18 protein-coding genes are annotated in these 22,343 nt (G+C 68.4%); 6 read left to right on the top strand and 12 right to left on the bottom strand.

Annotated features, from left to right (window positions below):
- Positions 1-21 precede the first annotated feature (21 nt).
- Complete coding sequence (locus tag ASF54_RS10560) at positions 22-624, bottom strand: histidine phosphatase family protein (protein WP_055963877.1); 603 nt, start codon at positions 622-624, stop codon at positions 22-24.
- An 11-nt stretch (positions 625-635) separates the two neighbouring features.
- Positions 636-2,006 carry a M16 family metallopeptidase gene (locus ASF54_RS10565; RefSeq protein WP_055962551.1) on the bottom strand — a complete coding sequence of 457 codons (1,371 nt, stop codon included), beginning with the start codon at positions 2,004-2,006 and terminating at the stop codon, positions 636-638.
- A gap of 257 nt (positions 2,007-2,263) precedes the next feature.
- Between ASF54_RS10565 and ASF54_RS10570 the strand changes: the two genes are divergently transcribed.
- Positions 2,264-2,896: a TetR/AcrR family transcriptional regulator gene (locus ASF54_RS10570; RefSeq protein ID WP_233573103.1), complete on the top strand. Its 633-nt coding sequence runs from the start codon at positions 2,264-2,266 to the stop codon at positions 2,894-2,896.
- Between the two features lie 141 nt (positions 2,897-3,037).
- Here ASF54_RS10570 and ASF54_RS10575 read toward each other — a convergent pair whose 3' ends face one another.
- Both ASF54_RS10575 and ASF54_RS10580 read right to left on the bottom strand, forming a co-directional pair.
- Complete coding sequence (locus ASF54_RS10575; RefSeq protein WP_235481033.1) at positions 3,038-4,072, bottom strand: aldo/keto reductase; 1,035 nt, start codon at positions 4,070-4,072, stop codon at positions 3,038-3,040.
- A gap of 579 nt (positions 4,073-4,651) precedes the next feature.
- Positions 4,652-6,925, bottom strand: coding sequence for a polyribonucleotide nucleotidyltransferase (locus ASF54_RS10580; protein ID WP_055962554.1), 2,274 nt, complete (start codon positions 6,923-6,925; stop codon positions 4,652-4,654).
- Between the two features lie 338 nt (positions 6,926-7,263).
- Here ASF54_RS10580 and ASF54_RS10585 point away from each other — a divergent pair, with 338 nt between their 5' ends.
- Complete coding sequence (locus ASF54_RS10585; RefSeq protein ID WP_157510149.1) at positions 7,264-8,559, top strand: coiled-coil domain-containing protein; 1,296 nt, start codon at positions 7,264-7,266, stop codon at positions 8,557-8,559.
- Positions 8,560-8,714: 155 nt separating this feature from the next.
- Here ASF54_RS10585 and rpsO read toward each other — a convergent pair whose 3' ends face one another.
- Both rpsO and ASF54_RS10595 read right to left on the bottom strand, forming a co-directional pair.
- Positions 8,715-8,984, bottom strand: coding sequence for a 30S ribosomal protein S15 (rpsO, locus tag ASF54_RS10590; RefSeq protein WP_055962559.1), 270 nt, complete (start codon positions 8,982-8,984; stop codon positions 8,715-8,717).
- Between the two features lie 86 nt (positions 8,985-9,070).
- Positions 9,071-9,550 carry a VanZ family protein gene (locus tag ASF54_RS10595; protein WP_157510150.1) on the bottom strand — a complete coding sequence of 160 codons (480 nt, stop codon included), beginning with the start codon at positions 9,548-9,550 and terminating at the stop codon, positions 9,071-9,073.
- Positions 9,551-9,718: 168 nt separating this feature from the next.
- Between ASF54_RS10595 and ASF54_RS10600 the strand changes: the two genes are divergently transcribed.
- Positions 9,719-10,441 carry a M50 family metallopeptidase gene (locus ASF54_RS10600; RefSeq protein ID WP_055962565.1) on the top strand — a complete coding sequence of 241 codons (723 nt, stop codon included), beginning with the start codon at positions 9,719-9,721 and terminating at the stop codon, positions 10,439-10,441.
- Between the two features lie 26 nt (positions 10,442-10,467).
- Here ASF54_RS10600 and ASF54_RS10605 read toward each other — a convergent pair whose 3' ends face one another.
- On the bottom strand, positions 10,468-11,007 hold the full coding sequence (locus ASF54_RS10605) for an adenine phosphoribosyltransferase (protein WP_055962568.1): 540 nt from the start codon (positions 11,005-11,007) through the stop codon (positions 10,468-10,470).
- A 181-nt stretch (positions 11,008-11,188) separates the two neighbouring features.
- Between ASF54_RS10605 and ASF54_RS10610 the strand changes: the two genes are divergently transcribed.
- A complete protein-coding gene (locus ASF54_RS10610; RefSeq protein WP_162237124.1) occupies positions 11,189-12,214 on the top strand; it encodes a glycoside hydrolase family 6 protein in 1,026 nt (341 codons plus the stop codon).
- 17 nt (positions 12,215-12,231) lie between these two features.
- Here the strand turns inward: ASF54_RS10610 and ASF54_RS10615 are convergent, their stop codons facing one another.
- The 3 genes from ASF54_RS10615 to ASF54_RS10625 all read right to left on the bottom strand — a co-directional run bounded on the left by ASF54_RS10615 (position 12,232) and on the right by ASF54_RS10625 (position 15,957).
- Entirely contained in the window at positions 12,232-14,472 is a 2,241-nt protein-coding gene (locus tag ASF54_RS10615) for a UvrD-helicase domain-containing protein (protein WP_084816275.1), read from the bottom strand.
- 268 nt (positions 14,473-14,740) lie between these two features.
- The gene (locus ASF54_RS10620) at positions 14,741-15,583 is read right to left on the bottom strand and encodes an aldo/keto reductase (RefSeq protein ID WP_055962577.1); all 843 of its coding nucleotides are present in this window, start codon (positions 15,581-15,583) and stop codon (positions 14,741-14,743) included.
- Entirely contained in the window at positions 15,583-15,957 is a 375-nt protein-coding gene (locus tag ASF54_RS10625; protein ID WP_055962579.1) for an FKBP-type peptidyl-prolyl cis-trans isomerase, read from the bottom strand. Before ASF54_RS10625 ends, ASF54_RS10620 begins: the two co-directional genes overlap by 1 nt.
- Positions 15,958-16,191: 234 nt before the next feature.
- Between ASF54_RS10625 and ASF54_RS10630 the strand changes: the two genes are divergently transcribed.
- Complete coding sequence (locus ASF54_RS10630; protein ID WP_233573100.1) at positions 16,192-17,529, top strand: MFS transporter; 1,338 nt, start codon at positions 16,192-16,194, stop codon at positions 17,527-17,529.
- A gap of 363 nt (positions 17,530-17,892) precedes the next feature.
- Here ASF54_RS10630 and ASF54_RS10635 read toward each other — a convergent pair whose 3' ends face one another.
- Positions 17,893-19,179 (bottom strand): PrsW family intramembrane metalloprotease, encoded by a 1,287-nt coding sequence (locus tag ASF54_RS10635; protein WP_055962583.1) that lies wholly within the window; start codon positions 19,177-19,179, stop codon positions 17,893-17,895.
- A gap of 57 nt (positions 19,180-19,236) precedes the next feature.
- On the opposite strand from ASF54_RS10635, the gene ASF54_RS10640 reads away from it, so the two are divergent.
- Positions 19,237-20,571 carry a YihY/virulence factor BrkB family protein gene (locus tag ASF54_RS10640; protein ID WP_084816189.1) on the top strand — a complete coding sequence of 445 codons (1,335 nt, stop codon included), beginning with the start codon at positions 19,237-19,239 and terminating at the stop codon, positions 20,569-20,571.
- A 231-nt stretch (positions 20,572-20,802) separates the two neighbouring features.
- Here ASF54_RS10640 and ASF54_RS10645 read toward each other — a convergent pair whose 3' ends face one another.
- Positions 20,803-22,323 carry an aspartate ammonia-lyase gene (locus ASF54_RS10645; protein ID WP_055962586.1) on the bottom strand — a complete coding sequence of 507 codons (1,521 nt, stop codon included), beginning with the start codon at positions 22,321-22,323 and terminating at the stop codon, positions 20,803-20,805.
- Positions 22,324-22,343: the final 20 nt, after the last annotated feature.

Genomic DNA, 22,343 nt, shown 5'->3' on the forward strand with positions numbered 1-22,343 from the left:
CGGCCGTCTGCCGCCCCAGAATCACAGCGGCTGCTCGACCGGAAGGCCCGTCCGCAGCTCGACCGGAAGGTGACCGAGGTCGTTGTGGGTCACGAGCTCGGGCGGCTTGGCGGAGCGCACCCGGATGATCGTCAGCCCGCAGTTGGCCTGGTTGACGCCCATCCAGCGCCACGACGGCGCCCCGAACACCTCGCGCACGAACCAGCCGATCACGAAGTTGTGGGTGATGAGGAGGTCGTGACGGTCTTCGCGCGCCGGGGTCAGCCACTCGGCGACCGCATCGGACATCTGTGCCTCGCCGGCCTCGATCTCTTCTCCGGTGACCCCGCCGAAGAACGGCTTGTAGGCCTGCGGCATATCGGGGGTCGGCCCCGACGGGATGCAGTCGAAGAGGAGGGTCGAGGGCTCGGGGGTGAGGGCCGGCATCATCTCGGTCATGATGGTCGCCGTCTCGGCAGCCCTCTCGAGTGGCGAGTGCCAGGCCGCGTCGAAGGGGACGCCGCCGAGTCGTGCGGCGATGGCGCGGGCCTGTCGCTTACCGCGTTCCGAGAGCGGCCCGTCGGGCAGACCGTATTCGGCGTCCTGCTGCTCGCCGTGTCGGACGAGGTAGAGGTAGTGCGACACTGTCGCCTCCTTCATCGGGTTTCGGGCGGCGTCGTTGCCGCGCCGGAAACGGTCGAGGCGCCGAAGAGCTCGGGCTCGATGTCGCCGACGACCACGGTGGACAGTACGCCCGAGCGGAGCTCACCGGCGAGTGCGGCGACGTCGTTCGGGGTCACTTTCGCCAGGCGGGCGAGCGATTCATCGAGATCGATGAACTCACCCATCGAGATCTCTGCCCGGCCGAGGCGGTTCATTCGCGTGTCGCTGTCTTCGAGAGCGAGGGCGGCGGCACCGCCCAGCATGCCGAGGGAACGCGAGTGCTCCTCGTCGGTGATGCCGTCTGCGGCCAGCCGATCGAACTCCTCGAGCAGGAGAGTGGTTACCTCTCGCGCGTTTCTGGGCGCGCACCCGGCGTACAGCCCGAAGAGGCCCGCATCGGAGTAGCTGGCCGCAAACGAGTAGACCGAGTACGCGAGGCCGCGCTTTTCGCGGATCTCCTGGAAGAGACGTGACGACATGCCTCCACCGAGGACGGCGTTCAGAATGCTGAGGACCGGTCGACGGGTGTCGGTGAGGGACAGCCCGGGCACGCCGAGCAGCACGGTCGCCTGCTCGAGCGGCCTCGGTATGACCTGGGTCGGAACGCCCTGCGACAGGGGGCTGACGAGGGTGCTGCGGCGCTCGACGGGTGCCCCCGGTGCATCAGGCCAGCCGGCGAGACTCAGGGCGGCCTCGATACGACCGACGAGGGCCTCGTGGTCGACGGCTCCCGCCACGGTCACGACGAGGTCTTGCGGTCGGTAGTTGGCTCGGTAATGGTCGACGACATCGTCGCGGCGTGCTGCGCGGATGCTGTCGGGCGAGCCGCCGATAGGTCGACCGAGCGGGTGCTCGCCGAAGACCGATTCGAAGAGGCGTTCGCTCCCGACATCGGCGGCGTCGTCGTCGGCCATGGCGAGCTCGTCGAGGATCACGCCGCGCTCTACCTCGAATTCGTCGGGGTCGATCGTCGACGAGGTGACCATGTCGGCCAGGACGTCGACGGCCATGTCGAGGTCGACGTCACGCACCTTGGCGTAGTAGCAGGTGTACTCCTTGGCGGTGGCGGCGTTGTGCTCCCCTCCGACCGACTCGAAGCTCACCGAGATCTCGAAGGCACTGCGCGACGGGGTGCCCTTGAACAGGAGATGCTCGAGGAAGTGCGTCGAGCCGCGTTCGTGACCGGTTTCGTCTCGGGAGCCGACGGCGACCCAAAATCCGACCGTGGCGCTGCGGGAACCCGGCATGCTCTCGGTCAGTACCCGCGCTCCCGTCGACAGGACGCTGCGCCGGACGAGTTCACCTCCGGAAGCGCGGAAGGAGAGGTCGGCGACATCGAGGGGAAGAGGGACGGCACCGTTCATCGGGCACCCCCGCGCACGAGTCGATTCAGCACTGCTTCGTTCATCGCGTCGAGCCTACGGGATGGGTGACACCCGAACTGGGGTACGCAATTAGTGGACAGACAGACTCGTCTGTTTGTCCTCCTGCGTGATACTCTGGTTTCACCGACCGGGTCCGCTTGAGGCCGACTCGATCGGCGGCTAGCCGGACGTTCGATGTCGGCACCGTCGTTATCCCCCTTCGACGGCCCTGCCAAATGTCCTCAAGGAGCCACGCTGTGACGGTCGAATTCCCCCCATCGGCCGTCCAGCGTTCCCTCCTCGTCGAGCCCACCGCAACCCGGGCCCACCAGCCCGGTCCCGGTGCCAAGCAGCGCGTGTTGACCACGTCCGACCGCCTCTTCTACGACGAGGGCATCCGCACGGTCGGCGTCGATCGCCTCATCTCCGAGTCGAGCGTGACGAAAGCGACGTTCTACAAGCACTTCGGTGCCAAAGACAACCTCGTGGTCGACTACATCGGTCGACGGCACGCGTCCGCCGTCGCCGAGGTCGAGGCCATCACAGCCCGCGAGCCCGACGCCACCGGCGTGATTCGCGGCGTGATCGCGTCGATCACCGCCGACATCCAACGGCCCGAATTCCGCGGGTGCCCATTCGTCAACGCGGCTGCCGAGTTTGCGAATTCGTCACACCCGGTTCGCCAGGTCGTTCTCCAGCACCGCGAGTGGTTCACCGACACCCTTGTGGAGCTCTTCCGCAAGGCGGGCCACCCACTCTCGGGCGACGCCGCCGACGAGTTCCTGCTCGCCCGCGATGGCGCGATGGTCGGCGGCTACGCCGGCGACCCCATCGCCTCCACCGCCGCGCTGTCCCGGGTGGCCGAGCGACTCCTCGCCGACTGCGTCTGACCCCCGCTCAGCGCGCCCGCACGGCGGCTGGTAGGAAACAGCGGTCGTCGGGCACGGCGCCCCAGTGGGCACGGCGCCAAGCGCGCACCTTTCCTCCCGAGCGCTGTTCCTCGCGGGCACTGCGCCCGGTGAACTCAGCTCCTAGTGGGCGCTCACCCGGTCGAGCTCGGCCACGTCATGGCGCGTCAACTGCACCCGAGCAGCCTCGACGAGCTCGATCACCTGCGACGGAGACGTCGCGCTGACGACCGGCGCCACGACGTTGGGCTTCGTCAGTAGCCAGGCGAGGGCGACTGCCGAAGCCGGGGCGGCATGCAGAGAGGCGATCCGATCGACCTCGGCCAGGATCCTGAGGTTTTTCTTGGTGAGCAGCTTGGCGACCTCACTGCCCCTCCGGTGCCCTTTGACATCGGCGCGTCGGCGGTACTTGCCCGAGAGGAATCCGCTCGCCAGGGCGAATCGCGGCATGACGGCCAGGCGCTGCTGCGAGGCGACCTGCGCGAGGTCGCGCTCGTACTCCGAGCGCTCGACGAGGTTGTAGCGGTTCTGCAACGCGACCATCGGTGCGACGCCCAGCATTCCGGCGGCGATCCGGGCCTCGTAGAGACGATTTCCGGAGTGATCCGAGCCACCGAACCAGCGCACCTTGCCGGCACGGATCAGCCGGTCGACCCCCAGCAGCGTTCGCTCGAAGGCCACGTCGGTGTCGTCGACGTGCAGGTATAGCAGATCGATGTGGTCGGTGCCGAGGCGCCGGAGCGAGGCCTCGACGGCACGCTCGATCGAGAGCGGCGTGAGACCCGGGTTGTCGAGGCTCTTGCCGATCTTCGTCGCGAGGACCACGTCTTCGCGCATGCGGCGGGAATGCATCCACTCGCCGATGAGCTCTTCGCTGCGGCCATCGCCGTACGAGTCGGCCGTGTCGACGAAGTTTCCGCCGACCTTGAAGTAGGTGTCGAGCACGTCGAGGCTCGATTTGTCGTCGGCCGTCCAGCCGAACACGTTTCCGCTCAGCGCCATGGGGAACACGCGCAGGTCAGACGTGCTGAGGCGGCGCCGCGGCTGGATGATGCCGAGGTCGACGGGCACCGTGGAGATGGGCGACGTGAGGGCGGCCCGACGCCCGTGGCGCTGGCTCGGCGCCTCGGTTGCCGGAGCAACGACGTCGGATGGCACGGTGCTAGGAGTCTCGATGCTCGAGGGCGACTCCGTCACCTGCGTCTCCTGATCCCTGGGTTGAGACGACAATACGGTCTCCTCGTCCAGTCAACAGCGCGCCGCACCAACTCGTTACCAAATTCGCCACCCCAATTCGGGAAAAACGAAGGATCCCACGGGGCACGCTCCACAGCCACCTCATCGTGACCGTTCAGCAGACGCAGAGTCAGCGCAAGTGCTCCCCTCAGGGGTCGTCCGTAATGTTCTTCTCGTGCGGTTCCTGGGAGGGTTCCGGGGCATCGTTCTTCGTGGTGGGGAGCGGTGTCGTCACTATTGCATCGGTACGCATGATCGATGCCAGAAGGGCCGGGCCGCGGTGGGGATCGCGGCTCCGGCCCTTCGCCAATTCTGGGGTCGAGTACGCTGCCGCGCGGCGGGTGCCAGGCGCCTAGTGCTACGTCCCGAGTGCCGCCTAATGCCGTCTACGGCGGGGGCGGCCCGGCATTCGGCGGCACTCGGCCCACCGATCAGGCGCAACGAGAACGCCCGCCCCTGCGGAAGCAGGAGCGGGCGTTCGTCGATCAGTCAGCTCGAGGGTCAGACCTCGACAGAGGCGTCAGTCGACTCCTCGGTCGCGCCGGAACCGTCGGTGTCGGCCTCATCGGCCACGACCGGGGCGAGCGAGAGCTTGCCACGGTCGTCGATCTTGGTGATCTCGACGAGGATCTTCTGGCCGACTCCGAGCACGTCTTCGACGTTCTCGACGCGCTTGCCACCGGCGAGCTTACGAACCTCGCTGATGTGCAGCAGGCCGTCTTTGCCGGGGAGAAGCGACACGAACGCACCGAAGGTCGCGATCTTGACGACCGTGCCGAGGAACTGCTCGCCGATCTCGGGGTTGGTCGGGTTCGCGATCGCGTTGACCTGCGCACGCGCGGCCTCGGCGGACGGACCGTCGACAGCGCCGATGTACACGGTGCCGTCTTCTTCGATGGAGATGTCGGCGCCGGTCTCGTCCTGGATGGCGTTGATCGTCTTGCCCTTCGGGCCGATCAGCTCGCCGATCTTGTCTTGCGGGATCTGGACGCTGATGACGCGAGGAGCGGTCGGAGCCATCTCGTCGGGGGTGTCGATGGCGCTGTTCAGCACGTTCAGGATGGCCGTGCGGGCCTCCTTCGCCTGCTTGAGAGCGGCGTCGAGCACAGCCGAGGGGATGCCGTCGAGCTTCGTGTCGAGCTGGATCGCGGTGACGAACTCGGAGGTACCGGCGACCTTGAAGTCCATGTCGCCGAGGGCGTCTTCGGCGCCGAGGATGTCGGTGAGAGCCGCGTAGCGGGTCTGGCCGTCGACCTCGTCGGAGACGAGACCCATGGCGATACCGGCAACCGGAGCCTTGAGCGGCACACCGGCGTTGAGCAGCGACAGGGTCGAGGCGCAGACGGAGCCCATCGAGGTGGAGCCGTTCGAGGAGAGCGCCTCGGAGACCTGACGGATCGCGTAGGGGAACTCTTCGCGGCTCGGCAGGACGGGGACGAGGGCGCGCTCGGCGAGGAAGCCGTGGCCGATCTCGCGACGCTTCGGCGAACCGACACGGCCGGTCTCACCGGTCGAGTAGGGCGGGAAGTTGTAGTGGTGCAGGTAGCGCTTCTTCGTGATCGGGCTCAGCGAGTCGATCTGCTGCTCCATCTTGAGCATGTTCAGCGTGGTGACGCCCAGGATCTGGGTCTCGCCGCGCTGGAAGATGGCGGAACCGTGGACGCGAGGAATGACCTGCACCTCGGCGTCGAGCGGACGGATGTCGGCGAGGCCACGACCGTCCATGCGGATCTGCTCGGTGAGGATGCGCGTGCGGACGACCTTCTTGGTGACCGACTTGTATGCACCCGAGACCTGGCCGTTGGCCGTGGCGGGCAGTTCGCCGGCCTCGACCTTGGCGGCGACAGCCGCCTTGACACGGCCCTTGAGCTCGTCGTCGGCGTTCTGGCGCTCGACCTTGGCGGCGATCTTGTAGACGGCCTTCAGCTCTTCTTCGGCGACAGCGGCGACGGCCGAGTAGACCTCGTCGGTGTACGGCGGGAAGACGGGGTAGTCGGCGATCTCTTTCGCGCTCTGCGCGGCGAGCTTCGACTGAGCCTCGACGAGGACCTTGAGGAACGGCTTCGCCGCCTCGAGACCCTGTGCGACGACGGCCTCGTCGGGCTTGACGTCGCCGCCCTGGATGAGGCCCCAGGCGTGCTCGGTGGCCTCGGCTTCGACCATCATGATCGCGACGTCTTCGTTGCCCGCGGCGTCGGTGACGACACGGCCGGCGACGGTGAGGTCGAAGACGGCGTCTTCGAGCTGCGAGGCCTTCGGGAACGCGACCCACTGGCCCTTGATGAGCGCGAGGCGCACACCGGCGACGGGGCCGGAGAAGGGCAGACCGGAGATCTGGGTCGAGGCGCTGGCGGCGTTGATGGCCAGAGCGTCGTAGAACTCGTCGGGAGCGATGCTCAGGACGGTGATCACGATCTGGACCTCGTTGCGGAGACCGTCGACGAACGACGGACGCAGCGGCCGGTCGATCAGACGGCAGACCAGGATCGCCTCGGTGGAGGGGCGACCCTCACGACGGAAGAACGAGCCGGGGATCTTGCCCGCGGCGTACGAGCGCTCTTCGACGTCGACGGTCAGCGGGAAGAAGTCGAAGTTGTCTTTCGGGTTCTTCGAGGCGCTGGTGGCAGACAGAAGCATGGTGTCTTCGTCGAGGTACGCGGCGACGGCTCCCTGAGCCTGCTGCGCGAGACGGCCGGTTTCGAACCGGACCGTGCGGGTGCCGAACTTGCCGTTGTCGATGACGGCTTCGGCGAACTTGATTTCTGGACCCTCCATATGGGGGTTTTCTCCTCTTTGTTTTGAATCGTCTCCCCGTGTGGGAGGCGATGTCACTCAGTAGGAGCAGGAGGCTTCGAGGCACGAGAGGTGCGCACACGAACCCGGAGCGCCGAGAGTGGCGCCTGCGGTGGCGTATGCCTGGTCAACAGTAGAAACGCTCGGGCCCGACTCGAAAACGACGTCGAGTCCCGAAGATCACCACCGGTGACCAGCTGCTGCCAGCCTGGTCCTATGTGCTCGAGAGTAGCACCAGGCGATATTTTTCCTCCTGGCACGCGCCGAATGTGGCTCATGTGACTGGTGTTACTCGTGTGATCGGCGTTATGGTCGGGACCATGCCATTCGCCCGAGTGCGCCCGCGCACGCTGCGCCACCGTTCGCTGACCGTCGTGAGCGCGGTGGCCGTGGTCACCGTGACCTGTGGGATCCTCGTCTCCCCCCTGTCGGCGTCGGCGTACCCGTCGTGGAGCCAGGTCGAAGCGGCCAAGGGCAATGCCAGCGCCACGAAGAAGCAAGTCGCGAAGATCACGTCGGCCCTCGACGGCCTCGAGCAGGCCGCTGCCACGAAGAGCCAGGCGGCGCTGCAAGCCGACGCCGCGAACTCCGAGGCCCAGCAGAAGTATCAGGCCGCCAGCAGCCAGGCCGATGCCCTCGACGCCGAGGTGGCAAAGCAGAAGACCAAAGCGGCCGAAGCCCACCAGGAGGCCGGTCAGCTCGCGGCGCACCTGTTCCGTATCGGCGGCTCGTCGATGGAGGGTCAACTTCTCACCGGCGAGAATGCCGACAAGACGCTGTACAAGCTCGGCGCCCTCTCGCAGCTGACGACGCAGTGGCAGACCGTGCTCGACCAGGCCACCGTCGCGAGTCGTTCGGTCTCGTCGCTCAGTGACCAGGCGAAGGTCGCCGCCGACGAGCGCGACCGTCTCGCCGCCACCGCGAAGACGGCCCTCTCGACCGCGCAGTCGGCCCAGCAGTCGGCTGACGACGAGGTGGCGACCGCCACCCGCACGCAGTCGACCCTCTACTCACAGCTCGCCGCACTGAACAGCACGTCGGCCACCCTCGAGAAGAAGTACCGCCAGGGCGAGGCCGCCAAAGCTGCCTACGCCGCGCAGCAGAAGCGGGCAGCCGCCGACGCGCTGGCCGCCCAGCAGGCCGAGGCAGCGAGGAAGGCTGCGGCGCCGGTTGCAGCGGCGCCGGTCTCGTCGGGTTCGTCCGGATCGAGCGGGTCGGGCGGATCCTCGGGTTCCGGGTCGTCGGGTGGTTCCCTTTCGTCGGGCGGCTCAGGATCCGCGGGAGGCTCGCTCGGGTCGGGCGTCGTCGACGATCCCGCCGGAGCCCAGGCCTACGCCCGCGGCGCCCTGCCCTCGCACGGCTGGGACTCGTCGCAGATGTCGTGCCTCGTGCTGCTCTGGAACCAGGAGTCGGGCTGGCGCACCAGCGCCCTCAACCCGTCGAGTCAGGCGTACGGCATTCCGCAGGCGCTCCCGGCGACGAAGCTCGCGACGGCCGGACTCGACTGGCAGACGAACTACCGCACCCAGATCAACTGGGGCCTCGGCTACATCGCTGCGGCCTACGGCTCCCCCTGCGGCGCCTGGTCGCACGAGGTCGCCCACAACTGGTACTGATCTGCCGCGACAGTCGACGCCCAGCACACCGGAAAGACTCGAGGATCCGGGTCTGCCGACCATAACGAGAACAGCCCGCCTTCCGAAGAAGGCGGGCTGTTCGAGTGAAGAGTGTAAGCCGCGAGCGGCTTTGCTTCAGTTATCGAGAATGGTCGTTATCGACGCAGTCCGAGACGCTCGATGAGAGCGCGGTACCGCGTGATGTCGACATCGCTGAGGTAGCCCAGGAGGCGACGACGCTGGCCCACGAGCAGAAGCAGGCCACGACGCGAGTGGTGGTCGTGCTTGTGCTCTTTGAGGTGCTCGGTGAGGTCTTTGATGCGCTGAGTCATCACAGCCACCTGAACCTCGGGGGATCCCGTGTCGCCGGGGTGGGTCGCGTATTCTTCGATGATCGCAGTCTTCACTTCGGGTGCAAGTGCCATAGCTGGATCCCCTTTCAGTCGTTGCGCGGTGCTCGGCGCCGGATGCGCGAGCTCTCTTTCTCCGCGGCCGTTGGACGGCAACCTGCCTAGCGTACCAGCCCGGCGGGCTCCCGACGAGCCGGCGCCGAAACGGGCTTGCGGCCCGCCGACGCGAACGGCAGGAACATCAGCCGCAGCACGAGGGCGATCATCACGCCGATGAAGCCGCCGATGCCGTTGTGCTGGATGTCGGCGGCGTCGCTCACTCGGGAGGAGAGGAACGAGCCCTGGAACGCCTCGATGCCCGCGGAGAGGAGAACGCAGAGCCCCACGGCCACAAAGAAGAGCCGCTTTGGAAAGAACAGGGCCAGGAAGAAGCCGAGCGGCACGAACATGAGGGCGTTCGCGATCGATTCGACGACGGAGAAGGTGAGCCAATTGGTGGCGTCGTGGCGTTCGAAGAACCCGAGAGCGCGGTAGAGGTACTCCCCCGTCGTGTGCCCGTAGACGGACGGGCGCAGGGTCATCCACGCGACGGCCATCAGGTACAGGACGGTCACGACGAGGAGCCAGGGACGAAAGCGCATCCGAACAGTGTGCGGCACGGGCACCGGGTGAGCCTGTGTGCATCCGGTCTATCCGCTGATGGGATCGGTATTCGGGCCTGGAGGACGACGGCCGGTCATCCTTCCGGGTGAGAGGAGGGCCGCCAGCGGGCGACCGGGACTGTCAGCGGCTCTCTCTAGGCTTGCGGCGTGGACATCCTCGCCTCGCTCTGGTCACGGGCAACCCAGACTTCTCCGCCCCTCGAGTTCGCGATGCTCGCGGGGGCTCTCGTGGTCGGGGCACTCCTCGTCGTCCTCCCGGGCACCTGGCACACGGTCCGGCACGCCGTGACGGTTGTGCACGAGGGCGGTCACGGTCTCGCGGCCGTCGTCACGGGGCGCCGCCTGACCGGCATCCGACTGCACTCCGACACCTCCGGCCTCACCGTGTCGAAGGGTCCGCGCACCGGGCCGGGAATGGTGATCACCCTGCTCGCCGGCTACACGGCACCCGCCCTTGCCGCACTCGGCGCCTCCTGGATGCTGAGCCGAGGGTATTCGGCGGGGCTCCTCTGGGCACTCCTGCTCGTGCTGGCTCTGATGCTGATCCAGATCCGCAACTGGTTCGGGCTCTGGGTGATCCTCGTCGGCGCAGCCATCGTTTTTGCCGTGACGTGGTTCGCCACCCCCGAGTGGCAACTCGTCTTCGGGCACGTGCTGGCCGTCGTGCTCGCACTCGGTGCACTTCGCGCCAGCATCGAGCTCCAGGCCAGCCGCACCCGCAGCCGCACGCAGCAGTCCGACGCCGATCAGCTCGCCCGGCTCACCCACCTGCCCGGGCTGTTCTGGGTGTTCGTGTTCGTCCTGGTGGCTCTGGTTGCCGCTGTTGCCGACGTGTGGATGCTCGTGCCGCAGGGGCTGCTGACCGTCTGAGCCGCCGAACGGGCGGCCCTTCGGGGTCAGGCCGGGGCGGAGGCGAGCGCGTGCACGGGCACCCGTGAATCGAGGCGCCCACGACCATCGAGCCCGTCGAGCTCAAGCAGCACGGCGATGCCGACGACCTCGTAGCCGGCGCGTTCGAGCAACGTCATCGAGGCCTCGGCCGTTCCGCCCGTCGCCAGCACGTCGTCGACGACGAGCACCCTCGAGCCCGCGGGCAACTGGCCGGGGCGCAACTCGATCGACGCCTCGCCGTATTCGAGCGCATACGTCTCGCTGAGCACCTCGCCGGGGAGCTTGCCGGCCTTCCGCACCGTGAGCACGCCGGTGCCGGTCTGAGCGGCGATGCCTCCGGCGAGCGCGAAGCCCCTTGCCTCGATTCCGGCGACCGCGGTGAAGCCCCCTTCGAAGGGCTCGGCGAGGGCGGCGCACACGACGCCGAACGCCTCCGCATCGGCGAACACGGGGGTGATGTCGCGGAACAGGATTCCGGGCTTGGGAAAGTCGGGGATGACCGCCGTGAGGCGATCGATGAGCTCGGAGGCGCTGGAAGCAGACATACGCTCCAGCCTAGAGAACCGACTGCGGATCCTTCGCCTCGCCCCTGTGCCCCGGACTGGGGTGTCGCCCTCCCCCGAACGGGCGCTCGTTGTTTGGGTGCCCGGCTGGTGGACTTGGACGACGGCCGACGCCGAGTGCACGGGGTGCTCGCGGGGCCGGTTTCAGGGGTGTCTCATCACGATGTCAGGCCAGCGTCTTCGATGGATCGCGCGCGTCGTCGCGATGACGGGTGCCGCGGCCGTGGTCGGGGTCGGCCTGCTGCAGGGGATGGACGTGCACGCCGCGCCGGCGAAGGTGCTGACGGTGGCGCAGGTGCAGAAGGCGAAACCGAAGACGCTCTTTCCGGGCGGTCTCGCGACGCAGCCCGACACGAAGGCGGCCTCCGTCGTCGCCGACCTGAAGAAGGCGAAGCGCACCGCCGATGCGAGAGCCATCGCGCAGATCTCGTCGCAGCCCGTCGCGGTCTGGCTTGGCGACTGGTACACCACGGCCCAGCTCAAGAACGTCATCGCGAAGTCCCTTACCACTGCGGAGGCGCAACACCGCACGGCGACCTTCGTGACCTATGCGATTCCCGACCGCGACTGCGGCGACTACTCGGCGGGTGGGCTCACCGCGGCGCAGTACGGGCCGTGGAACAGGGTGATCGCGGCAGCCCTGAAAGGGCACCGCGCCGCCGTGATCGTCGAGCCGGACGCCCTGGCGATGATCAGCAACTGCCCCTCGGTCGAGAAGACCCGCGTGCCGCTGATCAAGGCGGCGGTGTCGACGCTCGCCGGTGCCGGCGTCACCACCTACCTCGACGCGGGCAACTCGCACTGGGTCGACCCGGCCGTCATGGCTTCCCGCCTCCGAGCCGCCGGCATCGCCAAGGCCCGGGGTTTCGCAACCAACGTCTCGAACTACTACCCCACCACCGACGAGCGCGCCTACGGCACAAAGGTGTCGAAGCTCACCGGCGGATCGCACTTCGTCATCGACGTGTCGCGAAACGGAACCGGCTGGAAAGGCACCTGGTGCAACGCCACGGGCGCGGGCCTCGGCGTCAACCCGCGCGTCGGATCCGGTGCCACGAAGGTGGATGCCCTGCTGTGGGTCAAGACGCCGGGCGCCAGTGACGGCACCTGCAACGGCGGGCCGACCGCCGGCACCTGGTGGGAGGACTACGCCCTCGCCCTGGTGAAGAACCGCACCGCGACGAAGTAGCGCCCGAGCCGTCTTCTCTAGGGGACGTCGACCACGGTCAGCCGCTGCGTTGGCCGAGTCATCGCCACGTAGAGTGAGGCATTGCCCCGCGACGACAGCGCAAGGATCCGAGACGGCGAGACCACGACGACCGAATCGAACTCGAGACCCTTCGACGTCGCCGGGCTCAGCACGCTGATGGGCCGGGTGAGCGAGGCTGTGCCGGGAGCGACCTGACCCGGGAACCGGGCGTCGAGCGTCTCAACGAGAGTCGTGACGAGCTCGGGCGGGGCGATCACGGCGAGGGTGCCGGAGTCGTCGATGTCGCGGTCGACGACGACGGCCTCGAGCGTGGCTGCCGCAGGATCCTGCGAAGCCGTCTCTCGGACCGGCCACTCGCTGGCGCGCACCGACCGGCTCGGGGTGATCGCCAGTCCGCTCGCCCGGGCGACGCCCTCGGCGTACTCGACGATCTGGCTCGGGGTGCGGTAGTTGACGGTGAGCTCTTCGAGATGCCAGGCGCCCTCGCGGCGGCGGCGTCCGAGGAGGCTCTGGAGGGCGCGCTCCCACGAGTCGGCGGATGCCGGCGAGGACGCCTGGGCGATGTCGCCCACCACGGTGAACGACCGCAGCGGGCAACGACGGGCGAGGAGGCGCCACTGCATGGGCGACAGCTCTTGTGCCTCGTCGACCACGACGTGACCGAAGGCCCAGGTGCGGTCGCCGCCCGCCCGCTCGGCGGTCGTCATGGAGGCGGCCCGCTCGGCGAAGTTGCCCGCGATGTCGGACGCGGTGACCATTCCCTCGACCTGCATGTTCTCGATGGCGCGCTCGGCGTTCTCGATGTCGCGCTTCTGCTGCTGCTTGCGGGCGCGCTTCTCGGCGTCGACCACCGCGTCGAATTCGCCGAGCAGCTCGGCGGCCTCGTCGAGCAGCGGAACGTCGCTGATCGTCAGCGCCTCGCCGCGGGGTCGGCGGAGGAGCGCCCGCTGCTCGGGAGTCCACTGGGGGGTCAGCGAGGCGAGCCAGTTGGGCCGGGCGTAGAGGTCGTCGAGGAGCTTCTGCGGCGTCAACGGCAACCAGGCCGTGTTGAGGAGCACGCGCACGTCGTACGACTGGCGGATGTCGTCGCGCAGCACGAGTTCGTCGGAGTCGTCGATCGTCGTGCCGCGGGCCTTGAGCTGGGCGACGAGCTGCTTCGACAGGGCGGCGAGCGCGTGCTTGTTGAACGTGACGCGACCCTCGTTGTGCGGTTTGCCGCGCTCCTGAGCACGACGCATCGCCTCGGCCACCAGCTGCGGCTGCACCGTCATCCGCTCACCGTCGATGTCGACCACAGCGGGTTCGGTCGGAACGATCTGCCGCGAGCGGACGGCACGCTTCAACAGGTCGGCCATGCGAGCCGACCCCTTGGCGGCGGCGACGTCGGGTGAGTCGTCGGCCGTCGCCTCGACCCCGGGATAGAGGCCGCCGAGGCTCGACAGCACGACGCCGGACTCGCCGAGTGACGGCAAGACCTGTTCGATGTAGCGGAGGAACGACCGACTGGGGCCGACGACGAGCACCCCGGAACCGCGGAGCCGCTCACGGTGCGAGTAGAGCAGGAACGCGGCCCGGTGCAGGGCGACAGCCGTCTTGCCGGTGCCCGGCCCACCCTGGACCACGAGGACTCCGTCGAGGCCGGAGCGGATGATGCGATCCTGTTCGCCCTGGATCGTCGCGACGATGTCGGTCATGCGCCCGGTGCGCTGCGCCGTCAGGGCGGCCATCAGCGCGCCCTCGCCCTGCAGCTGCGCGTCGCCGCGGTCGAGCAGGGTGGGGTCGAAGACCTCGTCTTCGATACGGGTGACCGTGCGCCCCTCGAGCGTCAGGTGCCGGCGAGCGCGGGCGCCCATCGGGGTCGCGGCGGTCGCCTGGTAGAAGGCGCTCGCACCCGGAACACGCCAGTCGAGGAGGATCGGGTGGTGCTCGGTGTCGCGGAGGCCGACCCGGCCGATGTAGCGATAGGCGCCGGTGCTGCCGCCGCCATCGCTGCCGTCAGTCCTGTCGGGGCCGTTGGGGCTGTTGGGGCTGTTGGGGCCGTTGGGGCTGTTGGGGCTGTTGGGGCTGTCAGTGCGGTCGCCCGCACGCAAGGGGCTCGTCGTCTCGTCGGGCTGCTCGAGCTCGAGGCGCCCGAACGCGAGCCGGTCGTCGACCTCGCTCAGCTGGGCGAGAGTGTCTTCGTAGAGCCGCGCATACGCGTCGCGCTCGCTTCGGCTCTGATGATTGCCACCGACCATGTCGCGGCGGGTGGCGACCAGTCGTTCTCGCGCTTCCGCTTTGAGCAGGTCGAGGCGTTCGTAGAGCGTCGACACGTAGTCGCGTTCGCGGTCGAGTTCAGATGGCAACGGGCGTGCACTCCTCGGGAAAAGTCGGCCTCAATTCTACCCACCCGTGACCGGGCCCTCCGGACACCCCGTTTAACCGCGAAGACCCGCACGACCGGTGTGAACGCTCCCCTTGGAGGGGTGTTCTCACCGGTCGTGCGGGTCTGAGTCGCAGAGGGGGCTAGAACTCCTCGTGCGTCTCGGGGTCGCCGTCCCAGAGGCGTCCGCGCTCAAGGCCGGAGATGCGCACCACCTCGTCGTCACTCAGCTCGAAGCCGAAGACGTCGAGGTTCTCGCGCTGACGCCCGGTGTCGGCCGACTTCGGCAGCGGCACTGCGCCGAGCTGCACGTGCCAGCGCACCACGACCTGGGTCGGGGTGACGCCGTGGGCGGCCGCGATGTCGACGATGACCTGCTCGGTCAGCAGTTCGGACTGCTTGCCGATGGGGCTCCAGCTCTCGGTCACGATGCCGAGCTCGGTGTGCACCGCGCGAAGGGCCGCCTGCGGGAAGTACGGGTGCAGCTCGACCTGGTTGACCGCGGGAACCACGCCGACCTCGTCGATGACCCGGCGCAGGTGGGCCTCGGTGAAGTTCGAGACTCCGATCGAGGTGATGAGCCCGTCGTCCTGCAGCTTCTTGAAGGCCCGGAACGACTCGACGTACTTGTCGATGCGCGGCAGCGGCCAGTGGATCAGATACAGGTCGACGTGGTCGAGCCCGAGGTTCGTGCGGGTCTCCTCAAAGCTCGCGAGCGTCTCGTCGTAACCGTGGTGACGACCCGGCAGCTTCGACGTGACGATGATCTCGTCGCGCGGCACGTCGGTCTCGCGCACGGCGCGACCCACGGCGTCTTCGTTCTCGTAGTTGAGAGCGGTGTCGAGGATCCGGTACCCGGTCTCGAGCGCCGACTTCACCGCGTCGGTGCCCTCGGCGCCGTTCAGCTTGTACGTGCCGAGGCCGACCTTCGGGAAGGCCGTCCCGTCGTTCAGCGGGGTGGTGGGGACGCTGATGGGCTCGGCCATCAGCTCACGCCCAGGAGGTCGATGATGAAGATCAGGGTCTTGCCGCTGAGCTGGTGGCCGCTGCCAGCGGGGCCGTAGGCGAGGTGCGGGGGCAGGACGAGCTTGCGACGGCCGCCCACCTTCATCCCCGGGATGCCCTCCTGCCAGCCGCGCACGAGAGCCGCGAGGGGGAAGTTGATGGATTCGCCGCGACCCCACGAGGAGTCGAACTCTTCGCCGGAGTCGTACTCGACGCCCACGTAGTGGACGTTGACGGTCGAGCCGGACTGGGCCTCGGCTCCGTCGCCGACGGTGATGTCGGTGATCTCGAGCTGCGCGGGAGCCGGGCCCTCGGGAGCGTCGATTTCGGGCTTGGTAGATGCATCGTGAGTCATGCCCCCAGTCAAGCATGAGAGCCCGGCTGGGCGTCGCATGCCGGTGATGAACCCCGTGGGAGCGCGATGGGCTGCTCGCTCGCGTCCTCCCTGCGAAGGAATCGAGTGGGCAGCCCATCGACAAACCGGTGATGCCGTTCACACCGAGAATCGAGTCATCAATGCGAACGCATGCAGGCTACGCCGGTTCTTGCACAGTCTGCAAACCAGCGCATTAACGGGCAGACTAGAGCCTTGTCCAATCACGCCCCCGAGGCCGCGGCCCCCGCACGCAAGCGCCTTTTCGTCGACCTGAGCCCGCTCCACGAGAGCCCGGCATTCGCACGGCTCTGGATCGGCTCCTCCATCTCCGGCATCGGGGCGCAGCTCACCCTCGTCGCCGTCGGGCTCGAGATCTACGACATCACCAAGTCGACCTTCGCCGTCGCGCTGGTGGGCGTCATCTCTCTCGTGCCGATGATCATCGCCGGCCTCTACGGCGGCATGCTCGCCGACGCCTTCGACCGCCGGATCGTCGCCATCATCGCCGCCGTCGTCGCCTGGGTCACGACAGGCTGCATTGCCCTGCACGCCTGGCTCGGCCTCGACAACGTCGCCCTGCTCTACGCGCTCACCACGGTCGACGCCGTCGCGGCCACGGTGATCGGCACGTCGCGGGCCGCGATCGTGCCTCGGCTCCTCCCCGCACGCCTGCTGCCCGCGGCGTCGGCGCTGAACGGCATCGGCACCGGCGTGCAACTGACACTCGGACCGGCGCTGGCCGGGATCCTCGTCGCCTCTGTCGGTTTTCCGCTCACCTACACGGTCGACGTGGTGCTCTTCACGACCGCGTTCCTCGGGATCCTCGCCCTGCCGGCCATCCGACCCGAGGGGGCGACCCAGCGACCCGGGCTCGAATCGCTCCTGTTCGGCATCCGGTTCTTGCGCCGCTCCCCCAACATCCGCATGACCTTCATCGTCGACATCATCGCCATGACGTTCGGGCAACCGCGAGTGCTCTACCCGGTGGTGGGCGCCATCCTCATCGGGGGCGGTGCCGTCACGGTCGGCGTGCTCACGGCGTCGTACGCGGTCGGGGCGCTCGTCTGCAGCGTCTTCTCGGGGCGGCTCGGGCAGGTGCGGCGACAAGGATCCGCGGTGAACTGGGCCATCACCGCGTACGGGGCGTGCATCCTCGCATTCGGGGTCGTCCTCCTCGTCGCACAGCTCGGCGGCGAGCACGGAACCGGCGGGCTCACCGACGACTTCTGGTCGGCGAACCTCGGTGCGATCGCGTTCGCGGCGCTCGCCCTCGCCGGTGCGGGCGCGGCCGACAACGTCTCGTCGATCTTCCGGTCGACCATCTTGCAGTCGGCGGCGCCCGATGCGATGCGAGGACGCCTGCAGGGCATCTTCATCGTCGTGGTGACCGGCGGGCCGCGCCTCGGCGACCTCTTCGTCGGGCTCCTGGCGCTGGCCGGAACGGTGTGGCCGCCGCTGCTCGGAGGCGCGCTCATCATCGCGCTGATCGGGCTGCTCGCGCGGGTGCAGCCGTCGTTCCGCCGGTACGACTCGCTGAACCCGACGCCGTAGCGCGGTGCGCCGAGGTGGGGTATGCCGAGGTCGGTCGGGCTGCTTGCAAATTTGAAGGAGATCCGTCACCCCGACCCCGCCCGATCGGCATGGATGCTTGCCGGCGCTGCAGTTTCTCCTTCAAATTCGGAGGCGGGCATGGTCCGGTGCGGCGAGGCGACGCGGATCGGCCGAGGTCGCGCGCCGCGGCGGTGTGACATCGGCCGATTCGCGCGAGGTCGGGCAATGCGACGCTGATCGGCCGAAGTGACGCGGCGAGCCTCGTCGGATTGGCCGAAACGCGTCGCCTCATCTGCGGCGGGGCCGGCGAGCGCAAGACACGGCAGACCCGCGAGACGGCAGACCCGCAGGATCCGGCAGCCCCTAGCCGGGGTCGACGCCCGAGCGCCCGGCACCCGGGTTCGGCTCGGCCCACGCCGGCATGCCCGACGGGCGGCTCGCCCACTGGCCCATTCCTGGCCCGCCCATCCCCGGACCGCCCGCGGCCGCGACACCGGGCGCCTGCAGGTACGGCCGGGCCGAGGCAATCGCCGCGAGCAACTCCTGCTCGTCGCTCTGAGCTGCCGCCCGGCCCGACGCCGAGTGCCGCATCGACACGATCTTCTGGCGCGTCGACGCCAGCCGTGTGGCATCGGAGATGAACCCGGCCATGACCGGCCCGAGCCCGTTGTATCTCGCCCAGCGTTGGGCGCGGCGTCGTGATGCTCCCGACGAGAGCATCGCCACCTCGGACTGGTCGAACCAGCCCGCACCCGCGTAGTCGGCGAGACGCAACCTCGTCACGCGTCGCTCGAGGTAGCGGAGGACGATCACGAGCACGACACACGCCACGAAGATCGGCACCTGAACCAGCACGTAATAGGCGAAGAACCGGTCGCCGACGACGACGAGAGCACCGTTCCACAGGGCGTGGAGCAGCATCGCCGGCACGAGCCCCACCGCGAAATAGCCGAGGGCGCCGAGAGGCCCGGTGCGCCGCGAGGCCACCCCGAGCGCGAAGCCGACGCACGCGGTGTAAATGATGTGCCCGAACGGCGCCATCAGCGCCCGCACGAGAAAGACACCGGCCACGCTCTCGCCGCCGAACGCCTGGTGGACGACCTGCACCGAGAAGTACTGGATGTTCTCGACGAACGCGAACCCCGCGGCGATGGTCGCCGCGTAGACGATGCCGTCGATCGGGCCGTCGAAGGTGCGGCGGAAGATCCAGAGCACGAGAAGTACTCCGACGCCCTTCGCCGTCTCTTCGACGACGGGCGCCTGGACCACGGCGCCGACGATGTCGGCTGTCTCGCTCTCGCCGGAGGCACCGAGCGCACTCTGCACGGTCTGGACGGCGAAGTCGAAGAGGAGGGCGGCCCCCACCGAGACGCCGGCACCCCAGAAGAAGGCGAAGATCAGGGCCACCCGGGGCTCGGGCTCCCATCGGTCGACCAGCCAGATACCGAACAGGACGATGACGAGCGGGACGACGGCCAGGAGAATGCCGATCGTGAGCACCTCGGTGGGCAGCACGGACACGAAGTAGACGACGACCGCCGCCGCGAAGCAGGCGATCACGACGAATCCGACCGCGAGCGCGGCGAAGCTCGTCGCGGGGCTCCTCCGTCGGAGGGCGGGCGGCGGATGCGGGCTGTTCCCCCAGGTCATGGGTCGAGAGTACCCGCGGCCTCCGACACCGACACCCGCCCCCGGTATCCTGAGGCAATGACGGGACGAGCGCTGCGACCGGCGCAACCCTCTCGAGAGGGCGCGCTTCGTCTCGGGAACCGGGTGTCTCGGATCCTCGTCGCGATCTGGTCGCCGATCTGGGCCCTGCTGCGCGCAATCGGCCGTCTCGCGCGTGCCGTGGCGCTCTTCGTGGCTCGACTCACCTGGCCGATCCTCCGGCCCATCGGCCACGCGACAGCCGCACCCTTCGTCGCCGGTTGGCAGAAGTGGCTCGTGGTCGGGGCGAAGGATCCCATTCCGTGGCGGTATGCGCTCCGGCGCACCTACCACGGGTTCCTCCGGCACCGGACGGTCGATGCCGGCGCTGCCCTCGCGTTCTTCTCGACCCTCGCCATCTTCCCGGGTGCGCTCAGCGTCGTATCGGCGGTGGCCCTCGGGCAGAGCGACGGCGACGCGGTCGACGACATCCTGAACATCGCCCGGCTCGGCATCGGCCAGTCGGCCGCGGACGCCCTCCGACCGCCGTTGATCTCGCTCCTGAGCCTCTCGGTGCCGGGGGTGTCGCTCGGGGTCGGGCTCTTCTTGACGCTCTGGTCGCTCTCCGGCTACGCGTCCGCCTTCGGTCGCGCGCTGAACATGATCTACGGCGTGCAAGAGGGGCGCCGGTTCGCGAAGTTCCGGCTCGAGATGCTGCTGCTGTCTGCCGTGATGATGGTGCTGTTCGCCGCGATCGCCGCGATCTTGCTCATCACCCCGTCGATCGCCGAAGCCATCGGGGCGCAGTTCCGGTTCGGGGGGCTGCTCGTGCTGCTCTGGAACTACCTCAAATGGCCGGTGCTGGTCGGCATCGTGGTGCTCACGATCGCGCTGCTCTACTACTTCTCGCCCAACGTGAAGCACCCCCGCGTGCGTTGGGTGTCGTACGGTGCCCTGTTCGCGATCGGCGGCTGGGCCCTGGCAACGGTCGGCTTCGCGATCTACGTCACGACGTTCTCGAACTACGACCGGGTGTACGGGTTCCTCGGCGGAGCCGTCGTCGTGCTGGTCTACGCGTTCATCTCGAACTTCGTGCTGGTGCTCGGCGGCGAACTCGACTCGCAGATCATCCGGGTTCGCTACCTGCAGTCGGGCGTCGAGGCGGAAGGGCTGATTCCGCTGCCTCTGCGGGACAGCAAACGCAACCTCGCCCTCGCACGGCACCAGTCGCTCGACCTCGTCGACGGCCGGACGATGCGACTCAAGGCCGTCCGCCTCTACGGCGAGCCGACCCTCGACGAGCACGGGCAGCCGCACATCCGGCCGCGATTCCAGACGATGTCGGGCAGTGCGAGGCCGGGGCTCAGTGACGAGGACGACCGCGCGGGGCAGTAACTTTTGTGCGCCCTGCACCCGGGCGAACGTCGCTGACCGTTTCACGCTCGGCTAACCGAATAAACGGTGGGCGATGCAGAAAACGGTGAGCGATGGCCCGCTGCGGGTGTGTCGAGCAGCGCGCGGCCGGATCCTTCGATTTCGCCGCCGCGCGCCCGGTATGGGCGCAGCACCGGACGACCGAGGCTCGCACGAGGTCCGGTGCCGTGCCCGTGCCGGGCGCCGAAAAGATCAGCCGGCGGTCTCGTCGGCGTGAGCCGCATCGAGCGACGCCAGGTGCTTCGTGATCTGCTCGGCGGTGACGACCGGGATCGACGACGTGATCGCCTCGAGACCCGACAGGCGCGCGGGCGACAGGACGTGCTCGACCTGCTCGGCCGTCATCAGTCCGGCGGCGACCACGAGGGTCGCGATCGGCGTCTCGGTGGCGAGGGCCGTGTGCGCGATCGACGCCGCAGCCGCGTAGCCGATGTACGGGGTGAGGGCCGTGACGACACCGATGTTGGTCTCGACCTGCTGGGCCAGCCGCGACGTGTTGGCCTGGATCCCGTCGATGCAGTTGACGCGCAGGGTGCGGCAAGCCCGAGAGAGCCACGAGACGCTCTGCAGGATCGAGTTGGCGATGACGGGCTCGAACGCGTTGAGCTGGAGCTGACCGGCCTCGGCAGCCATCGTGACCGTCACGTCGGCGCCGGCGACCGCGAAGGCCACCTGGTTGACGACCTCGGGGATCACGGGGTTGACCTTGCCGGGCATGATCGAGGATCCGGCCTGACGTGGTGGGAGCGTGATCTCTCCGAGGCCGGCCTGAGGCCCGGACGACAGCAGCCGCAGGTCGTTGCAGATCTTCGACAGCTTGATCGCGCTCCGCTTGAGCGCTCCCGACACGGTCATGTAGACGCCCGCGTCGCTGGTGGCCTCGATCAGGTCGGGGGCCGTGACCATCTCGATGCCCGTCAGCTCGGAGAGGTGGCGACGCACCGCCTCGGCGTACTTCGGGTCGGCCGTGATGCCGGTGCCGATGGCCGTTGCGCCGAGGTTGATCTCGGCGAGAAGCGGCAGGGTGTCGCGGAGGCGCTCCTGGTCTTCGCCGAGGGTGTGCGCGAAGCCGGTGAACTCCTGGCCGAGGGTCATCGGCACGGCGTCTTGCAGCTGCGTGCGGCCGACCTTCAGCACGTTGCGAAACTCGGTGCCCTTGGCCGCGAACGCGTCGGCCGTCCGGCCCAGCTCGTCGACGAAGGGGCCCAGGGCGAGGATCATCGCGAGCTTGATCGCGGTCGGGTAGGTGTCGTTGGTCGACTGGCTGCGGTTGACGTCGTCGATCGGGTGCAGGAATTCGTACTCGCCGCGCGCGTGCCCCAGGATCTCGAGGGCACGGTTCGCGATGACCTCGTTGCTGTTCATGTTGGTGCTGGTGCCCGCACCGCCCTGCATCACACCGACGCGGAACTCGTCGTGCAGCGCTCCGCCGCGGATCTCGTCGCAGGCCTGCTCGATGGCGCGGGCTTTAACGGGGTCGAGCACGCCGATCTCGACGTTTGCGCGGGCCGCCGCCTGCTTGACGACCGCGAGCGCCACAACCAGCTCCGGGTACACCGAGATCGGCCGGTTCGCGACCGGGAAGTTCTCGACCGCACGCAGCGTGTGGATGCCCCAGTAGGCATCGGTCGGCACGTCGCGCGAGCCGAGCGAGTCGGTCTCACGTCGCGTGGTGGGCTCGCTGGGGGCTACTCGGACATCGTCGTCGGTCATGCGCCAAGCCTAGCTTTCGC

It is taken from the genome of Frondihabitans sp. Leaf304, assembly GCF_001423105.1.
GTDB lineage: Bacteria > Actinomycetota > Actinomycetes > Actinomycetales > Microbacteriaceae > Frondihabitans.